Below are 15,032 nucleotides of genomic sequence, written 5' to 3' on the forward strand. Positions count from 1 at the left end.
ACACTCAAGAGTTGGACCAAGAATGACTGACGCCGTAGCCGCGCCCGCGCCGGCCCCTGTTTCTGCGAAAGCCCGCGGGGCCTTCAACGTCGAGCGCGTCACCTATGTGAAGCACTGGACCGACAGCCTGTTCACGCTGAAGACCACGCGCGACCCGGGCTTCCGGTTCGTCAGCGGCCAGTTTGTGATGCTGGGCCTGGAAGTCGACGGCAAGCCGCTGCTGCGCGCCTATTCCATCGCCAGCCCCGCCTGGGACGACGAACTGGAATTCTATTCGATCAAGGTGGCGGACGGCCCGCTGACCTCGCGCCTGATGAAGATCAAGGAAGGCGACGAGATCCTGGTCGGCAAGAAGCCCACCGGCACCCTGGTGCTGGACGGCCTGCGCCCTGGGCGCAACCTGTATCTCCTGGGCACCGGCACCGGTCTCGCGCCCTTCCTCAGCCTGGCCCGCGAGCCGGAAGCCTATGAGCGGTTCGAAAAGATCATCGTCACCCATACGGTGCGCGAAGTCGCCGACCTGAACTATCGCGAGTTCCTCTCGCACGACCTGCCGAACGACCCCGATCTGGGCGAGCTGATTGCGCCCAAGCTGATCTACTACCCCTCGGTGACCCGCGAGCCGTTCGTCCACCAGGGCCGCATCACCGACCTGATCCAGTCGGGCCAGCTGTTCAAGGACATCGGCCTGCCCGAGATCGACCCCGCCCAGGACCGCCTGATGCTCTGCGGCGGCCCCTCGGTGCTGACCGACCTGAAGGCCATGCTGCTGGATCGCGGTTTCGAAGAGGGCGCGGTGTCGAGCCCCGGCGACTTCGTGCTGGAGCGGGCGTTCGTCGAGACCTGAGGTTAGCGCGCGTCCGCCACCCTGGCCGCGCCGCCATCCACCGGCGGGCAACCTTCGAATTCACCGACCTTGGTCACGGTGACCGACTTCAGGTTCACCGTCGCCATGGCCCGCATCGAGGCGGCGTCATGGCCGGTGAAGAGGTCGATGCGGTGGCCCTTGATCGCCCCGCCGATGTCAGAGGCGTACCAGAAGCCGTCGTGCGAGCCGCCACCGGGCAGCGGCAGGCCGGCGGTCTCCTTGATGTAGACGATCGAATGGCGGGCCACGACCGAGGGGTCCACCGCCACAGTGCGCATGGCCGCGACCGGGCAGCCGATCGAATCGCGCGGATGCATGCCACGGCCTGCGTGATAGAGGCTGGCCTTCAGACTCATGTCGGTAGGCAGGTCGGCCTGGTCCTGCGGAATCATCACGGCGATGGCGTCGCCGATCGGATCATACCCATTGGGAAGAGGTTCGGCGCCGAGGGCCGTTGCAGGGGGCAGCGCCAATGCGGCGAGGCATGCCAGGATGCGCTTCATCAGCGTCCTCGTTGTTTCTCGTCTCAGTCGGGACGCAGTCGTAACGGGCCGCTTTGCGGTCGGTCAACCCCTGCCGCGTTGCCTGGCCGGCTTGGCCGCCCCATCTGACCACGCTATGGGCGATGGCGGATGGAGGCTGCGGCATGGCGATTCGGATCTACGGCGACTCGATTTCGGGCAACTGCCTCAAGGTGAAATGGACCGCCGACCATCTGGGCGTCGCCTACGAGTGGATCGAAACCGGGGTCCTGACCGGCGAGACGCGGACGCCTGATTTCCTGGGGATAAACCCAGCTGGGCAGGTGCCCGCGGTGATCCTGGAGGATGGCCGGCCGCTGGCTCAGTCCAACGCCATCATCCTGCATCTGGCCGAGGGATCGGCCCTGTTCCCCAAGGACGCCTACGACCGCGCCCGCATGTACGAGTGGATGTTCTGGGAGCAGTATAGCCACGAGCCCTATGTCGCCGTGGCGCGGTTCAAGGTGAAATATCTCGGCGAGCCGGCGGAATCGCTTGAGCCGCGATTGGTCGAACGCGGGAACGCGGCGCTGGCGCGGCTCGAGGCCGCCCTGGCTGATTCGCCTTTCCTGGTAGGCGCGACGGTCAGCCTGGCCGACGTGGCCCTGGTCGCCTACACCCGCATGGCCGGGGACGGCGGTTTCGATCTCGGCGCCTATCCTGCGGTGCGCGCCTGGATCGGCCGGGTGGAAGCCGCCCTGCGTATTCGCGACTGAGTCAGGCGAGGAGCCGCAGCGTGCCCCCTTCGATCCGTTCCCGCTTGCTGGTCGGCCTTGCCGCGGCCCTGGCGCTTGCTGCGCCCGCCGGGGCCGCGCATGCCTGGGGTTCGACCGGGCACCGCATCATCGGGCGCCTTGGGGTGCTGACCTTGCCCGACAATGTCCCGGCCTTTTTGCGTAGTCCCGCCGCAGCCGAGGCGGTGGGCGAACTCGCCCGCGAGCCGGACCGCTGGCGCGGCGCCGGCAAGGCCCATGACAATTTCCGCGACGGCGGCCACTTCGTCGATGTCGATGACGACGGCAAGATCCTGGGCGGCCCGGCGCTTTCGGCCCTCCCTGCGACCCGAACCGAGTACGAGGCGGCGATCCGTGCGGCCGGGAGCGACGCCGGCCACGCCGGCTGGCTGCCCTATTCGATCATCGACGGCTGGCAGCAGCTGGCCAAGGACTTCGTCTATTGGCGTGTCCTGACCGCGGCGGTCGAGCGCGAGCAGGATCCGAAGCGCAAGGCCTGGCTGGTCGCCGACCTGAAGCGGCGCGAGGATTTGACTGTCCATGACCTAGGAGTCTGGGCTCACTATGTCGGCGATGGCAGCCAGCCCATGCACGCCTCGACGCACTACAACGGCTGGGGCGACTTCCCCAATCCGAATGGCTACACCCAGGAACGCGTCCACGTCCCGTTTGAGGGGGCTTTCGTGCGCCAATGGGTCACCGAGGGCGCCGCACGGGCGGCCATGCCGGCGGCCAGGCCCTGCGCCCCGATCGACGCCTGCACCAGCCAGTACCTCACCGAGACCTTCCATACGGTGGTCCCGTTCTACGAGCTGCAGAAGGCCGGCGGCCTTTCCGGTCCGCATCCGGCGGGCCAGGCCTTCGCCGTCGAGCGGGTGGCGGCAGCCGCCGCCGAGTTGCGGGACATGATCGTCTCGGCCTGGCAGGCCAGCGCTCACGGCTCGCTGGGCTATCCGCCGATCACGGTCGACCAGGTGCTGAGGGAGCACATCGACCCGTGGGATGCGCTCTACGGCGACGACTGACCGCCACCCCCGGCTCATGGAATTGCTCATGGCTCCAAATCCGGCGGAATGTGGTTAAATCTGGTTTGTTGTTTCCGCCGGGGCATGGCGCCGGTTCGGCTTTCGCGCATTTCACATACCGTAGCTTTGCGGCGCGCCGATTCCTGCGGTAGCGCTTGACCCTCAGAGCGCGCGTCGCGTGCGTCACGGAGCAGACAGCCTCGATGAGCTCTCCCGCCGACTTCGACGTGCGCGAGCGTGACGGGGCGCGGTGGGTGACGCTGACCGGCGACTGGACCGCGATCAACCTGGACCGCGTCGCCGGTCGCTTGCGCGCCGCCCTGAGCCGCGAGCGCGAAGTGCGCTTCGACCTGAGCCAAGTGGGGCGCTGCGACACCGCCGGGGTCTTCGCCATCCTGAGCGCAGGCCAGGGGCGCACCGCGGCGGACGGCCTGACCCCGCCGCCGGCGCTGGAGCGCCTGTTCGAGCTGGTCGCCAACGCCACCCGCATCACCACCCGGCCCAAGGGGCGGCCCTGGTCGCTCTACGCCATGGCCGAGCGGCTGGGCCGAGGCCTGTTGGGTGTCGGCGCGGCCTTCTACGAGACCATGGCCTTCTTCGGCCACCTGCTGGTGGCGATCGGGCGGGTGACAGCCCACCCGCGCCGTATCCGCTGGGCGGCCTGCTTCAGCCTGGCCGAGCGGGCCGGCCTGGACGCCATTCCGATCGTCGCCGTCACCACCTTCTTCATCGGGGCGGTGGTGGGTTTCCTGGGCGCGAACGAGCTGTCGCAGTTCGGGGCCCAGGTGTTCGCCGTCGAACTGATCGGCATCGCGGTGATGCGCGAGTTCAACATCGTCATCACCGCCGTGCTCCTGGCCGGCCGCTCGGCCTCGGCCTTCGCCGCCGAGATCGGGGCGATGAAGATGAACCAGGAGATCGACGCCATGCGCACCATGGGGGTCGATCCGTTCGAGGCCCTGGTGTTGCCCCGCTTCCTGGCCCTGCTGCTGACCATTCCGCTGCTGACCTTCGTCGCAACGCTCGCGGGCCTGGCAGGCGGCATATTAGTGAGCTGGTGGGTGCTGAACCTCAGCCCCAGCTTCTTCCTGGAGCGGATCGTGGAGAACGTCGGGGCGACCCACTTCTGGGTTGGCCTTTCCAAGGCCCCGGTGATGGCTATCACCATCGCCGGGATTGGTTGCCGGCAGGGCATGGAGGTGGGCGGCGACGTCGAGTCCCTGGGCCAGCGGGTGACCACGGCGGTGGTGCACGCAATCTTCTCGATCATCCTGATCGACGCCGTGTTCGCCCTTGTCTACATGAAGCTCAACGTATGAGCGATTCCGCCCCCCAGGCCGACCTGAACGCCGCCGAGCCGATCGTGGTCGAAGGCCTGGTCTCGCGCTTCGGCGATCACGTCGTGCATGACGGGCTGGACCTCGTGGTCCGGCGCGGCGAGGTCTTGGGCGTGGTCGGCGGTTCGGGCTCCGGCAAGTCGGTGCTGCTCAACACCCTGATCGGCCTCAAGGTCCCTGATGGCGGCAAGGTCACGGTGTTCGGGCGGGACCTTTCGATGGCCGACGAAGGCGACTGGACGCTGATCGAGAAGAATTGGGGCGTCCTGTTCCAGTCGGGGGCCCTGTTCTCCAATCTGACCGTGCGCGAGAACGTGGCCGCGCCGATGATCGAGCATACGCGATTGCCGCTCGACCTGATCGCCAGCCTGGCGGACATGAAGATCGCCCTGGCGGGCCTGCCGCCGGAAGCCGGCGACCTGAAGCCGGCGGAGCTGTCCGGCGGCATGGTCAAGCGCGCGGCCCTGGCCCGGGCCTTGGCCCTGGACCCGGAGCTTCTGTTCCTGGACGAGCCCACCTCCGGCCTCGACCCGATCTCGGCCGCCGCCTTCGACCAGTTGATCGGCGGGCTATCCGCCAGCCTGGACCTGACCGTGTTCATGATCACCCACGATCTCGACAGCCTCTATGCCATCTGCGACCGCATCGCGGTGCTGGCCGACAAGAAGGTGGTGATGGTGGGAACCATCGCCGAGCTGGAGGCGTCGGATCATCCCTGGATCAAGCAGTACTTCCTGGGGCCGCGCGGGCGTATGGCGCAGGGCGCGCAGGCCGGACGAGGAGCCGACTGATGGAAAGAAACGCCAATTACGCCCTGGTCGGCATAGCCACCTTGCTGCTGTTCCTGGGGCTCGTGGCCTTCATCTTCTGGCTCGCCCGCTTCGAGTTCACCAAGCAGTACGACCTCTACGACATCAATTTCGTCGGTCCGGTGCGGGGCATCTCGGAGGGGGGCGAGGTGCACTTCAACGGCATCAAGGTCGGCGAGGTGTCCAAGATCGCCCTCGACAAGACCAATCCGGCCAATGTGGTGGCGACGGTGCGGGTGACCTCGGACGTGCCGATCCGCACCGACAGTTATGCGACGCTCGAGCCCCAGGGCATCACGGGGGTCAACTACATCCAGATCACCGGCGGGACGGCCGGCAAGCCGCTCCTCAAAAGCACGGTGCCGTTCGGCGTGCGCCCAGTGCTGGCCAGCCACGGCAGCGCCATCTCGGACCTGCTACAGGGCAGCGGCACGGTGCTGAACGCGACGGTGGAGGCGCTGAACCGGGTCAATCGGCTGCTGTCGGACGACAACATCAAGAGCCTGTCGGACAGCATGCGCAACATCGATACCGTCACCCTGGAGCTGAAGCAGCGCCGCCAGGTGATCGAAGACGCCGACAACGCGGTGAAGAGCATCGACCAGGCGGCGCAGAGCCTCAAGCAGCTCAGCGACTCCAGCCAACAGCTGGTCGGCGGCGACGGCAAGCGCGCCTTGCACGACGTCGCCGACGCCGCAGGCGAGATCAAGGCCACGGCCACCGAAGCGCACCAAATGATCGCCAAGCTGCAAGGCCCCACGGGCGACTTCGCGCGCACGGGCCTGCCGCAGCTCACCCAGGCCGCCGCCTCGCTGCAGCAGACCGCCGAATCCCTCAACCGCCTGGTCAACGAGATCGAGGCCAATCCGCAGATGCTGGTCTCAAAGCCCGCCGCCAAGGAAGTGCAGGTGAAGCCGTGATCCGATCCCGTCTTGTCCTCGCCGCCGGGGCGGCCATGGCCCTGGTTCTCGGCGGCTGCGTCACCCTGCTGCCCAAGACCGCGCCTGTGCAGCTCTACCGCTTCGACGTGGCGGAGACCGAGCAGCCGGCGTCAGCAGAGGGGCCCGGCTTCTGGGTGCATCGCGCGCCGACTGGGTTCGCCCGGGGCGCCGAGGGCGACCAGATACTGACCATGAGCGGCAACGAAGCCGCCTATATCGCCGGGGCGCGCTGGGTGGCGCCGGCCTCGGCCCTGTTCGACGACGCCGAGTCCCACGCCTTCGACCGTTCCCCGGGACCGGCGCATCTGGGGCGTCGCGGCGAGGTGGGGGCGGCGCCCCTGAGCCTGAGGCTGGACGTGGAAACCTTCGAGGCTCGCTATTTGGACGGCGCAGGAGCGGCCCCGACGGTGGTGGTGCGGGTGCGCGCCAGCCTGGACCGCACGGCCGATCGCCTGGCGGTCGCCACCAGGCTGTTCGAGAGCCGCAAGAAGGCGGCCAGCAACAACGTGAGCGCCATCGTGCCGCAATATGAGGCCGCGCTGACGGAGGTCATGGGCCAGGTGGTGGCCTGGACCAATACCGAAGGGGCTCAGGCGGGAAGCAGCCCGGCTTCGGCCAGCACCGCCTCGGCTGCGGCCAAGCCGGGGCCGTAGCGTCGCCAGCGTCCGATCGAGCTGGAAAACAGCGGCTGGCGCACCTGGACGACGCTGGCGGTGGCGACGCCGGCGCGGTTCTCATGAAAGTCGAGGCAGCGCGGATCCCAGTCGAGGCCGCAGAACGCCAGCAGCCGCCGTGTTTCGCCCTCCTGGTCGGCGACCAACCGCTCATAGGTGATCTCGAAATAGCGATCGGCGGGCAGAGCGCGGCGCCAGTGGGCGGCCAGCCGCTCGAAGGCGGCGACATAGCGCGCGATGTCGGCGAGGTCGTAGGCGTAATCGTGAAACGGGGAGTCTCGCCCGAACAGCTGGCGATAATTGGACAGGCAGGCGTCCATCGGGTCGCGGCGCAGGCAGACGATCCGTGCGCTTGGCAGGGCCTGTAGGATCAGCCCGGCATAGAAGAAGTTGAACGGCAGCTTGTCGGTGAGGCGAGGCCGGTCCGGCAGGATGGCTCGGGCCTGGTCCATGTAGGCGCGACCGAGCGCAGGAAGGTCGATGGCTCCCGCCGCGCGGATCGCAGCTGGATCGGCAAGGTGCAGCCCCGGCGTGGCGGCCGCCTGCTTGAGCAGGAGCGGAAAGGCGTACTGCTCGCCGATCGAACCCACCTCGGGGTGGCTGGAGAGGATGCGGTCGACCAGGGTCGTGCCGCTGCGCGGCAGGCCGACGACGAAGATCGGCCCGGCTTCCCCATTCGCCGCTCCCGGGGCGCCGCCAGTCTCCGCCGCCGCCGCAAACAACGCCTCGTCGCGCGCCGGGTCATAGGGTACGACGCGGCGGCGGGCGGCCTTGGCGCGCGTCAGCCACTCCAGGGCCTGTTCGTATTGGCCGAGGTCCTCGGCGGTCTTCGCCAGGGCGTGGCCAAGGGGCAGGGCGCGCTGGGTGTCGCTCTCCGCCTGTCGGAACAGCGCCTCGAGCGTGTGCTGGTGGTTGTTCGCCGGCGACTGCGGAGTCAGCTCGACCAGGACGCGCCAGGCGCCCCCATGGCCGGGGTCAAGCTCCAGAACCCGGCGCAGCGCGCGTCCGGCGCCGTCGATCTCGCCGATGTACTGCCTTGCGAGGCCAAGATTGTAGAGCGCGCCGGTATTGCGAGGCGCCAGCGTCACCACCCTTTCCAGCAGGCGTACGGCCTCGGCATAGTCGCCCGTGCGCGTGAGGGTGATGGCCAGGGTCTCCAGGCTGAAAGCGTCGCGAGGCTTCAGCGCAAGGGCCTGACGCACGACGGCTCGCGCCTCGGCGAGCCGGTTCAGTCCGATAAGAACCGTGGACAAGCGGGCCAGGGGCACGGGATCGTTCGGGTCGAGTTCGTGCGCACGCCGCAGATACTGGGTCGCCGGCTCGAGCGCGCCGACGGCGGCGGCGACATCGCCGACGGCATGAAAGGCCATGGCGCAATCGGGATCGACCTGAATGGCGCGAAGGCCGATCGCCCGGGCCTCGTCGAGCCGGCCGGCGGCGAGGGCTTCGCGGGCCCGGGCGGCCAGTTGCTCGGCTGCGGTCGGGCCCGGGCGCTTGCTCAAGCTGGAAGGCCGGCCTGACGCTTGGCGGCGGTCAGGGTGTTCTGCAACAGGCAGGCTACCGTCATCGGGCCGACGCCGCGCGGCACCGGGGTTATACAGCCGGCGACCGTCTTGGCCTCGGCGAAGCGGACGTCGCCCACCAGGATGGTCTTGCCCTGGGCCGCCAGCTCCGGCTTGCGCGAGGGCACGCGGTTGATGCCGACGTCGATTACGGCTGCGCCCGGCTTGATCCAGTCGCCGCGGACCATCTCAGGCTGGCCGACTGCGGCCACCAGGATGTCGCCCAGGCGGGCCACGGAGGGCAGGTCGCGGGTGCGCGAGTGAGCGATGGTCACGGTGCAGTTGGCGCGCAGCAAGAGCTGGGCGATCGGCTTGCCGACGAGGTTCGAGCGGCCGATCACCACCGCGTGCTTGCCCCTCAGGTCGCCCAGGGCGTCCTCCAGCAGCATCATGCAGCCCACAGGCGTCGCCGGCGCCAGGGCGGGCTGGCCGGAGGCCAGGAGGCCGATGGTCACCGGGTTCAGGCCGTCCACGTCCTTGGCCGGGGCGATCGCCGACTGGATCACCAAGGGATCGATGTGGTCCGGCACCGGGAACTGCACCAGCAGGCCGTGGATGGCGGGATCGGCGTTCAGCTCGCCCACTACCTTCAGGAGCTCGTCCTGGGTGGTCGAGGCCGGCAGGCGCACGGTCAGGGAGTGCATGCCCGCTTCCAGGGTCTGTTCGCCCTTGCTGCGGACATAGACCTGGCTGGCCGGGTCCTCGCCCACCAACACCACGGCCAGGCCGGGCTTGAGGCCATGGTCGCGCTTCAGGGCGGCGACCTCGTCGGCGATGCGCTGGCGAAGGCCGGCGGCGAAGGCCTGGCCGTCGATGATGCGGGCTTCGTTCATGCCGGGCTCCTGGCCAGTTTTGCGCTTCCTCGTGCGCTCCTAGGCGATTGGATACGGTCTAGGCAAGGCGCCTGGCGATGCCAAAACCGCACGTGTCGGCTGGAAACAGCGGCGGCGTCGAGCGCCGCACAGCTTCAGCGCTTCAGTGCGGCCGCCTCGCGGGCCAACTCGGTGATCCGGCCCCAGTCCCTGGCCTCGACCGCCGCCGCCGGCGCGACCCATCCGCCGCCGACGCAGAGCACGTTGGGCAGGGCCAGATAGTCCGGCGCGGTCTTCAGCGAGATGCCGCCAGTGGGGCAGAAGCGGACGTCGCCGAATGGGCCGCCCAGGGCCTTGATCGCCGCCGCCCCGCCCGAGGTCTCCGCCGGGAAGAACTTGAAATGGGTCAGGCCGGCTTCCAGGCCGCGCATGATGTCCGAAGCGTTGGCGGTCCCGGCCAGCAGCGGGACCTCGCTGTCCGCGGCCGCGCCGATCAAGCCATCGGTCAGGCCGGGGCTGACGATGAAACGGGCCCCGGCGTCGCTAGCGAGCTCATAGTGGCGGGCGTTCAGCACCGTGCCGGCGCCGACCACCGCGTCGGGGACCTCGGTCGCGATGGCGGTGATGGCCTCCAGGGCCGCGGGCGTGCGCAGGGTGACTTCGATGGCGTAGAGCCCGCCGGCGGTCAGGGCGGCGGCCAGGGGCACGGCGTCCTCGATCCGATCGATGGTCAGGACAGGGATCACCGGAGCCAGGCGCATCACCGCCGCGGTGGTCAGGGTCGTAGAACTGTCGGTCATGGGGCCCACCAGATGTCGACGGGAGTCGTAGATTGGTTGAGGACGGCGCGGATCGGCAACTCGTCCGGAACGGCGTTTGCGGCCGCGCGGCGGCAGACCTCGAGCTTGTCGGCGCCGTCGATCAGGATGGCGATCCAGCGCGCGTTCAGGATCGCGCTGAGCGTCAGGGACAGCCGCTCGGCCGCACCCGCTGCGCCGACCCGGCGGACCGGAATGACCAGATCGCGCCCGTTGGCGTCCAACCCCTCGACCAGCTCCGGCGCGCCGGGGAACAGCGAGGCGAAATGGCCATCGCCGCCCATGCCCAGCACCACCACGTCGAACGGGCAGGGCAGAGCGGCGAGGGCCTTCTCAACCTCGGCGGCGCCATCGGCTGGCGTAGCGTGCGGCGTCTTCAGCCCGACGAACCAGGCGCCCGCGGCATGGCCGGTCAGCAGGCGCCTACGGACCAGGTTCTCGTTGCTGGATGGATCGTCGGGGGGGACCCAGCGTTCGTCGCTGAGGGTGATGCTGACCCGGTCCCACGACAGCGGCGCCTGGGCCAGGGCGTCATAGAGCGGCCCAGGCGTCGAGCCGCCGGTGGCGACCAGGCTGGCCGCGCCCCTGGCCTGGACGGCGTCCTCCAGGCGCACGGCGATCTCGCGCGCCAGGGCGGCGGTGCGGTCCTCGCGAATGTCGAACAGCTGTTCCTGCGCCATGGGCGGCGGGCTCACTCGTACCAGGTCTGGCCGTTGCGCTCGGTCAGGGCGTAGGCCCCGGCCGGGCCCCAGGTGCCGGCCACATAGGGCGCCGGCTTGATGTCGAAGCGCTTCCAGCCGTCGATGATCCCGTCGATCCAGGTCCAGGCCGCCTCGATCTCGTCGCGGCGCACGAACAGGGTCTGGTTGTCGCGGATCGCCTCCAGCAGAAGCCGCTCGTAGGCGATGCGCCGGCGGGGCGCTTCGTTCTTGAACGCGTCGGTCAGGCTGAGGTTCAGGTCGACCGAGCGCAGGGCCACCCCCTCCAGGCTGGGCGTCTCGTTCATCAGCGACAGCGAGATGTCTTCCTCCGGCTGCAGCCGGATGGTCAGGCGGTTGGAGAGGAGGCTCTCACCGGAGAAGATCGAGTGCGGCACGTCCTTGAACTGGATGACGATCTGGGTGTTCTTGCTCGGCAGCCGCTTGCCGGTGCGCAGGTAGAAGGGCACGCCGGCCCAGCGCCAGTTGTCGATATTGGCCTGCAGGGCGACGAAGGTCTCGGTGTCGCTCTCGCCCCCGCCGGCCTCCTCGTTGTAGCCCGGCACCGTCTTGCCGTCGGCGACCCCCGCCCGATACTGGCCGCGCACGGTGCGGTGACGCACGTCGTCCAGGCTGGTGATGGGGCGCAGCGAGCGCAGCACCTTGACCTTCTCGTTGCGCACCGAGTCCGGATCCAGGCTCGCCGGCGGCTCCATGGCCACCAGGCAGAGCAGCTGCAGCACGTGGTTCTGCACCATGTCGCGCAGCGCGCCGTAGTCGTTGTAGTAGCCCCAGCGTCCCTCGACGCCGACCGTCTCGCCCACGGTGATCTGCACGTGGTCGATCGAGACCTTGTTCCAAAGGGGCTCGAACAGGGCGTTGGCGAAGCGCAGGGCCAGGAGGTTCTGGACCGTCTCCTTGCCCAGGTAATGGTCGATGCGAAAGATCTCGCGCTCGGCGAAGGTGCGGCCCAGGCTGTCGTTGATCACGTCGCTGGAGGCCAGGTCGCGGCCGATCGGCTTCTCCACGATCACCCGACTGGCGCCCGGCTTGACCAGGTCCGCCTCACGCAGGTGGGTGCTGATGGCGTCATAGAGGCTGGGCGAGGTCGAGAGGTAGAAGATGGTCTCGCCCGAGTCTTTCAGCAGACCCGCCAGGGCCTTGAAGGTGGCCGGCTTTTCCGCGTCCAGGGTGTGGTAGTCCAGCCGCTGGGCGAAGGCGTTCCAGGCGTCCTCGGTGAAATACTTGCCGGCGCGGGCCTTCACCGCCTTGTGCACGTCGGCGACGAACGCCTCGTGGGTCAGGTCGGTGCGGGCGGCGCCGAAAATCTTGAAATTTTTGGGGAGCTTGCCTTCGCTGTCTAGGAAATAGAGCGAAGGGAACAGCATGCGTTGGGCCAGGTCGCCGGTCGCGCCGACGATCACGATGGTCTGGGCGGTCATAAACTTGTGGGGCTCCCGCGCCCCGATCCGGGCGCGGCGAGTGCTTTACCTTGCGTCGCCCCGTCTGAAAACGATGTCAGTCGATATTTATGGAAGTTTTTGCCCCGGCCGTGACCGCCACGGCCGGGGCGCAATCGTTATGCGTCGAACATGATGACCGAGCGGGCAAGTTCACCCTTCTTCAGTTCGTCGAAGGCCTCGTTGACCTGGTTCAGCTTGATGCGGCGCGAGATCAGGTCGTCCAGCTTCAGCTTGCCGCTCATGTAGAAGTCCACGAGGCGCGGCATGTCGACCGGGAAGCGGTTGGAGCCCATCAGCGAGCCCTGGATGCGCTTTTCGCCCAGGAAGTCGGCGCCGTGCAACTCGATCATCGTTCCCACCGGGATCATGCCGATCACGTTGCAGGTGCCGCCGCGGCGGAGCATGCGGAAGGCTTGTTCTGTGGTGGCCTTCAGGCCGATGGCCTCGAAGCTGTGGTGCACGCCGCCGCCGGTCAGGTCCATCACCTGCTTGACCGGGTCGCCGTCGGCCGGATTGACCACGTCGGTGGCACCGAACTGCTTGGCCAGGTTCAGCTTGGAGCCGACCATGTCGACCGCGATGATCCGTCCGGCGCCGGCGATGGCCGCGCCGTTGATGGCCGCAAGGCCCACGCCGCCGCAGCCGATCACGGCTACGGTCTCGCCCGCACGGACGTTCGAGGTCTGGATCACCGCCCCGACGCCGGTGGTCACCGAGCAACCGATCAGGGCGGCGCGGTCCAGCGGCATGTCCTTGCGCACGGCCACGCAGGCGTGCTCGTGGATCAGCATTTGCTCGGCGAAGGAGGAGAGGTTCAGGAACTGGTTCATGCCAGCCGGTTCCTGCAGCAGGCGCGGCTCGTCGCCCTTCTGCCGCTTGGTCTCGGGGCTGACGCACAGCGACATGTGGCCGGTCAGGCAATGCTCGCAGTGACCGCAGAAGGCCGAGAGGCATGTGATCACGTGGTCGCCCGGCTTCACCGTGCGCACTTCCGAGCCGACCTGTTCGACCACCCCGGCGCTCTCGTGGCCCAGCACGGCGGGCAGGGGGTAGGGGTAGGAGCCCTCGACGAAGTGCAGGTCCGAATGGCAGACGCCGGCCGCGGCGGTGCGGATCAGCACCTCGTGCGGGCCGGGCTTGTTGATCTGGACGTCCTCGATCTCGAGCGGCGTCTTCACCTGGCGCAGAACGGCGGCTTTCATCCGGACTTCCTCCAAAGCAGCATTGGCGGCGTTGCAGCCGCCGCGTCGCGCGCAATATGCCCGGCTGAGCGCAGGGAGCAAGCTAGCTTATCGGCATTTAGTTGGCGTTAGCCGATCTACGGCAAGAACCACTGCACGATCAGCCAAAAGATGGCGACGGGCGTATTGGACTTCGGATCGTCAAATCGATCGACTCGCGGATCGCCATATAGCGCCGCTTCGACCCCGAGCACGATCGTGCTGCCGCCATGAAGGTCATCTTGCAGCACCACTTCATATTTCCGGTAGGTGGTCTCGCCAAACTCGGTTCCGGTTCGAGTGACGCTCAGCACGTGGCGCCCGACGCCTTCGTAGTCTCGCTTCAGTCGCGGAACGTCAGAAGCGGGGGAGTAATTGAGCCAAAGCAACCAGCCGCCAAAAAGCGCGACCCCGATCACGCCTGCGGTGACTACAGCAGTTACTGTAGGGTTCATGCTCGGACTGTCACTTCCTTGCCGATATCGGCGAGGCGGTCTTTCACATCACGGAGCGAGCGATCCTAGACCGCCGGCCGCAACCGGTAGTGACTCACGCCCCATTCCTCGCCGCCACGATGGCCGAACAGGCCGGCGGTGGCCAGGAAAAACAAGCGCCAGCGTTTGAACCAGACGCCGGCCTCGGCGTCGTAGACGCCGCGCAGGATCTGCATGATTTCAGCGCCGTGGGCGTCGAAGTTCGCCAGCCAGTCGAGGGCGGTGCGCTCGTAGTGGCGCCCGTTCCAGGTCCAGTCGGCCTCGACCTCGAACAGGTCGGGGAACCGCTTCATCAGCCCGTGGCTGGGCATGATGCCGCCGGTGAAGAAATAGCGGCCGATCCAGTCCGCCTCGTCGGTGTGGTCGAAGCGATAGGGCGTCGTGCGGTGGCTGAAGATATGGATGAACAGGCGCCCGTCCGGCTTCAGCCAGGTGCGCACCCGCTCCAGAAGGATGCGCCAGTTGCTCATGTGCTCGAACATTTCGACCGAAACCACGCGGTCGAAAGCCATTTCGGCCATGAAGTCGTTCATGTCGGCGGTGATTACGCGCAGGTTGTTGAGGCCAAGCTCGGCCGCCCGGGCCTCGATATGGCCGCGCTGGGAGCGGGAATTGGACACAGCGGTGATGCGGGCGCCCGGCAGGGTCTCGGCCATCCAGAGGCTCAGGGAGCCCCAGCCGCAGCCTAGCTCCAGAATTTCCTGCCCGTCCCTCAGATTGGCGTGGCGGCAGGTCTCCTCCAGCGCCATGACCTCGGCCTCAGCCAGGGTCTGGGCCGCGCCCGCGTAGAGACAGGATGAGTATTTTCGCCGAGGTCCCAGAACCCGCGCGAAAAACTCCGGCGGCAGCTCATAGTGCTGGGCGTTGGCGGCGTCGGCGTGCAGGGCCACCGGATGGTCGATCATCGCCTGGGCGAAGGCTTGTTCGGCCTCTGCAGGCTGGCCGCGCAATTGGCGTCGGGCATTGCCCACCAAGGCCCCGACCCCGAGCTTCAAGGCCGCATCCGGCAGGGGCGCGCGTTCGGCGAGATCGATGGTGGCTGAGAGCAGGCTCACG

Annotated in this window: 16 protein-coding genes; 7 read left to right on the forward strand and 9 right to left on the reverse strand. The window is 68.0% G+C overall.

From position 1 onward, the window contains the following. The first annotated feature begins 22 nt into the window (after window positions 1–22). Window positions 23–847, forward strand: a complete 825-nt coding sequence (locus KCG34_RS02330) for a ferredoxin--NADP reductase (RefSeq protein WP_211938795.1) — start codon at window positions 23–25, stop codon at window positions 845–847. A gap of 2 nt (window positions 848–849) precedes the next feature. Here KCG34_RS02330 and KCG34_RS02335 read toward each other — a convergent pair whose 3' ends face one another. Continuing rightward, window positions 850–1,371 (reverse strand): 3D domain-containing protein, encoded by a 522-nt coding sequence (locus tag KCG34_RS02335; protein ID WP_211938796.1) that lies wholly within the window; start codon window positions 1,369–1,371, stop codon window positions 850–852. A 143-nt stretch (window positions 1,372–1,514) separates the two neighbouring features. On the opposite strand from KCG34_RS02335, the gene KCG34_RS02340 reads away from it, so the two are divergent. The 6 genes from KCG34_RS02340 (at window position 1,515) to KCG34_RS02365 (ending at window position 6,888) form a co-directional block, all read left to right on the forward strand. Continuing rightward, the gene (locus KCG34_RS02340; protein ID WP_211938797.1) at window positions 1,515–2,105 is read left to right on the forward strand and encodes a glutathione S-transferase family protein; all 591 of its coding nucleotides are present in this window, start codon (window positions 1,515–1,517) and stop codon (window positions 2,103–2,105) included. A gap of 20 nt (window positions 2,106–2,125) precedes the next feature. Further along, on the forward strand, window positions 2,126–3,148 hold the full coding sequence (locus KCG34_RS02345) for a S1/P1 Nuclease (protein WP_211938798.1): 1,023 nt from the start codon (window positions 2,126–2,128) through the stop codon (window positions 3,146–3,148). 203 nt (window positions 3,149–3,351) lie between these two features. Continuing rightward, window positions 3,352–4,467 carry an ABC transporter permease gene (locus KCG34_RS02350; protein WP_211938799.1) on the forward strand — a complete coding sequence of 372 codons (1,116 nt, stop codon included), beginning with the start codon at window positions 3,352–3,354 and terminating at the stop codon, window positions 4,465–4,467. Further along, on the forward strand, window positions 4,464–5,276 hold the full coding sequence (locus KCG34_RS02355) for an ABC transporter ATP-binding protein (RefSeq protein WP_211938800.1): 813 nt from the start codon (window positions 4,464–4,466) through the stop codon (window positions 5,274–5,276). The genes KCG34_RS02350 and KCG34_RS02355 overlap by 4 nt, the downstream gene beginning before the upstream one ends. Next, the gene (locus KCG34_RS02360; RefSeq protein WP_211938801.1) at window positions 5,276–6,214 is read left to right on the forward strand and encodes an MlaD family protein; all 939 of its coding nucleotides are present in this window, start codon (window positions 5,276–5,278) and stop codon (window positions 6,212–6,214) included. Before KCG34_RS02355 ends, KCG34_RS02360 begins: the two co-directional genes overlap by 1 nt. Beyond that, window positions 6,211–6,888, forward strand: a complete 678-nt coding sequence (locus tag KCG34_RS02365) for an ABC-type transport auxiliary lipoprotein family protein (RefSeq protein WP_249138186.1) — start codon at window positions 6,211–6,213, stop codon at window positions 6,886–6,888. The genes KCG34_RS02360 and KCG34_RS02365 overlap by 4 nt, the downstream gene beginning before the upstream one ends. Here KCG34_RS02365 and KCG34_RS02370 read toward each other — a convergent pair. From KCG34_RS02370 to KCG34_RS02405, 8 genes are all read right to left on the reverse strand, one after another. After that, complete coding sequence (locus KCG34_RS02370) at window positions 6,825–8,411, reverse strand: tetratricopeptide repeat-containing sulfotransferase family protein (RefSeq protein WP_211938802.1); 1,587 nt, start codon at window positions 8,409–8,411, stop codon at window positions 6,825–6,827. The genes KCG34_RS02365 and KCG34_RS02370 overlap by 64 nt on opposite strands. Further along, window positions 8,408–9,304, reverse strand: coding sequence for a bifunctional methylenetetrahydrofolate dehydrogenase/methenyltetrahydrofolate cyclohydrolase FolD (gene folD, locus KCG34_RS02375; protein WP_211938803.1), 897 nt, complete (start codon window positions 9,302–9,304; stop codon window positions 8,408–8,410). The genes KCG34_RS02370 and folD overlap by 4 nt, the downstream gene beginning before the upstream one ends. Before the next feature lie 134 nt (window positions 9,305–9,438). Next, window positions 9,439–10,083: a bifunctional 4-hydroxy-2-oxoglutarate aldolase/2-dehydro-3-deoxy-phosphogluconate aldolase gene (locus KCG34_RS02380; protein WP_211938804.1), complete on the reverse strand. Its 645-nt coding sequence runs from the start codon at window positions 10,081–10,083 to the stop codon at window positions 9,439–9,441. Continuing rightward, window positions 10,080–10,781, reverse strand: coding sequence for a 6-phosphogluconolactonase (pgl, locus tag KCG34_RS02385; RefSeq protein ID WP_211938805.1), 702 nt, complete (start codon window positions 10,779–10,781; stop codon window positions 10,080–10,082). Before pgl ends, KCG34_RS02380 begins: the two co-directional genes overlap by 4 nt. Window positions 10,782–10,792: 11 nt before the next feature. Further along, window positions 10,793–12,241, reverse strand: a complete 1,449-nt coding sequence (gene zwf, locus KCG34_RS02390; protein WP_211938806.1) for a glucose-6-phosphate dehydrogenase — start codon at window positions 12,239–12,241, stop codon at window positions 10,793–10,795. 137 nt (window positions 12,242–12,378) lie between these two features. Next, complete coding sequence (locus tag KCG34_RS02395) at window positions 12,379–13,464, reverse strand: Zn-dependent alcohol dehydrogenase (RefSeq protein ID WP_211938807.1); 1,086 nt, start codon at window positions 13,462–13,464, stop codon at window positions 12,379–12,381. A gap of 116 nt (window positions 13,465–13,580) precedes the next feature. Next, entirely contained in the window at window positions 13,581–13,937 is a 357-nt protein-coding gene (locus tag KCG34_RS02400) for a hypothetical protein (protein WP_211938808.1), read from the reverse strand. Window positions 13,938–14,002: 65 nt separating this feature from the next. Beyond that, window positions 14,003–15,031, reverse strand: a complete 1,029-nt coding sequence (locus KCG34_RS02405; protein ID WP_211938809.1) for an SAM-dependent methyltransferase — start codon at window positions 15,029–15,031, stop codon at window positions 14,003–14,005. Window position 15,032 lies beyond the last annotated feature (1 nt).

It is taken from the genome of Phenylobacterium montanum, assembly GCF_018135625.1.
GTDB classification, from domain to species: domain Bacteria; phylum Pseudomonadota; class Alphaproteobacteria; order Caulobacterales; family Caulobacteraceae; genus Poindextera; species Poindextera montana.

What these genes read in the sequence shown, in the direction of transcription:
- folD (WP_211938803.1), bottom strand. Translation starts at nt 9,304, where the DNA reads ATGAACGAAGCCCGCATCATCGACGGCCAGGCCTTCGCCGCCGGCCTT.
- KCG34_RS02355 (WP_211938800.1), top strand. Translation starts at nt 4,464, where the DNA reads ATGAGCGATTCCGCCCCCCAGGCCGACCTGAACGCCGCCGAGCCGATC.
- KCG34_RS02335 (WP_211938796.1), bottom strand. Translation starts at nt 1,371, where the DNA reads ATGAAGCGCATCCTGGCATGCCTCGCCGCATTGGCGCTGCCCCCTGCA.
- KCG34_RS02400 (WP_211938808.1), bottom strand. Translation starts at nt 13,937, where the DNA reads ATGAACCCTACAGTAACTGCTGTAGTCACCGCAGGCGTGATCGGGGTC.
- zwf (WP_211938806.1), bottom strand. Translation starts at nt 12,241, where the DNA reads ATGACCGCCCAGACCATCGTGATCGTCGGCGCGACCGGCGACCTGGCC.
- KCG34_RS02395 (WP_211938807.1), bottom strand. Translation starts at nt 13,464, where the DNA reads ATGAAAGCCGCCGTTCTGCGCCAGGTGAAGACGCCGCTCGAGATCGAG.
- KCG34_RS02330 (WP_211938795.1), top strand. Translation starts at nt 23, where the DNA reads ATGACTGACGCCGTAGCCGCGCCCGCGCCGGCCCCTGTTTCTGCGAAA.
- KCG34_RS02350 (WP_211938799.1), top strand. Translation starts at nt 3,352, where the DNA reads ATGAGCTCTCCCGCCGACTTCGACGTGCGCGAGCGTGACGGGGCGCGG.
- KCG34_RS02360 (WP_211938801.1), top strand. Translation starts at nt 5,276, where the DNA reads ATGGAAAGAAACGCCAATTACGCCCTGGTCGGCATAGCCACCTTGCTG.
- KCG34_RS02380 (WP_211938804.1), bottom strand. Translation starts at nt 10,083, where the DNA reads ATGACCGACAGTTCTACGACCCTGACCACCGCGGCGGTGATGCGCCTG.
- pgl (WP_211938805.1), bottom strand. Translation starts at nt 10,781, where the DNA reads ATGGCGCAGGAACAGCTGTTCGACATTCGCGAGGACCGCACCGCCGCC.
- KCG34_RS02340 (WP_211938797.1), top strand. Translation starts at nt 1,515, where the DNA reads ATGGCGATTCGGATCTACGGCGACTCGATTTCGGGCAACTGCCTCAAG.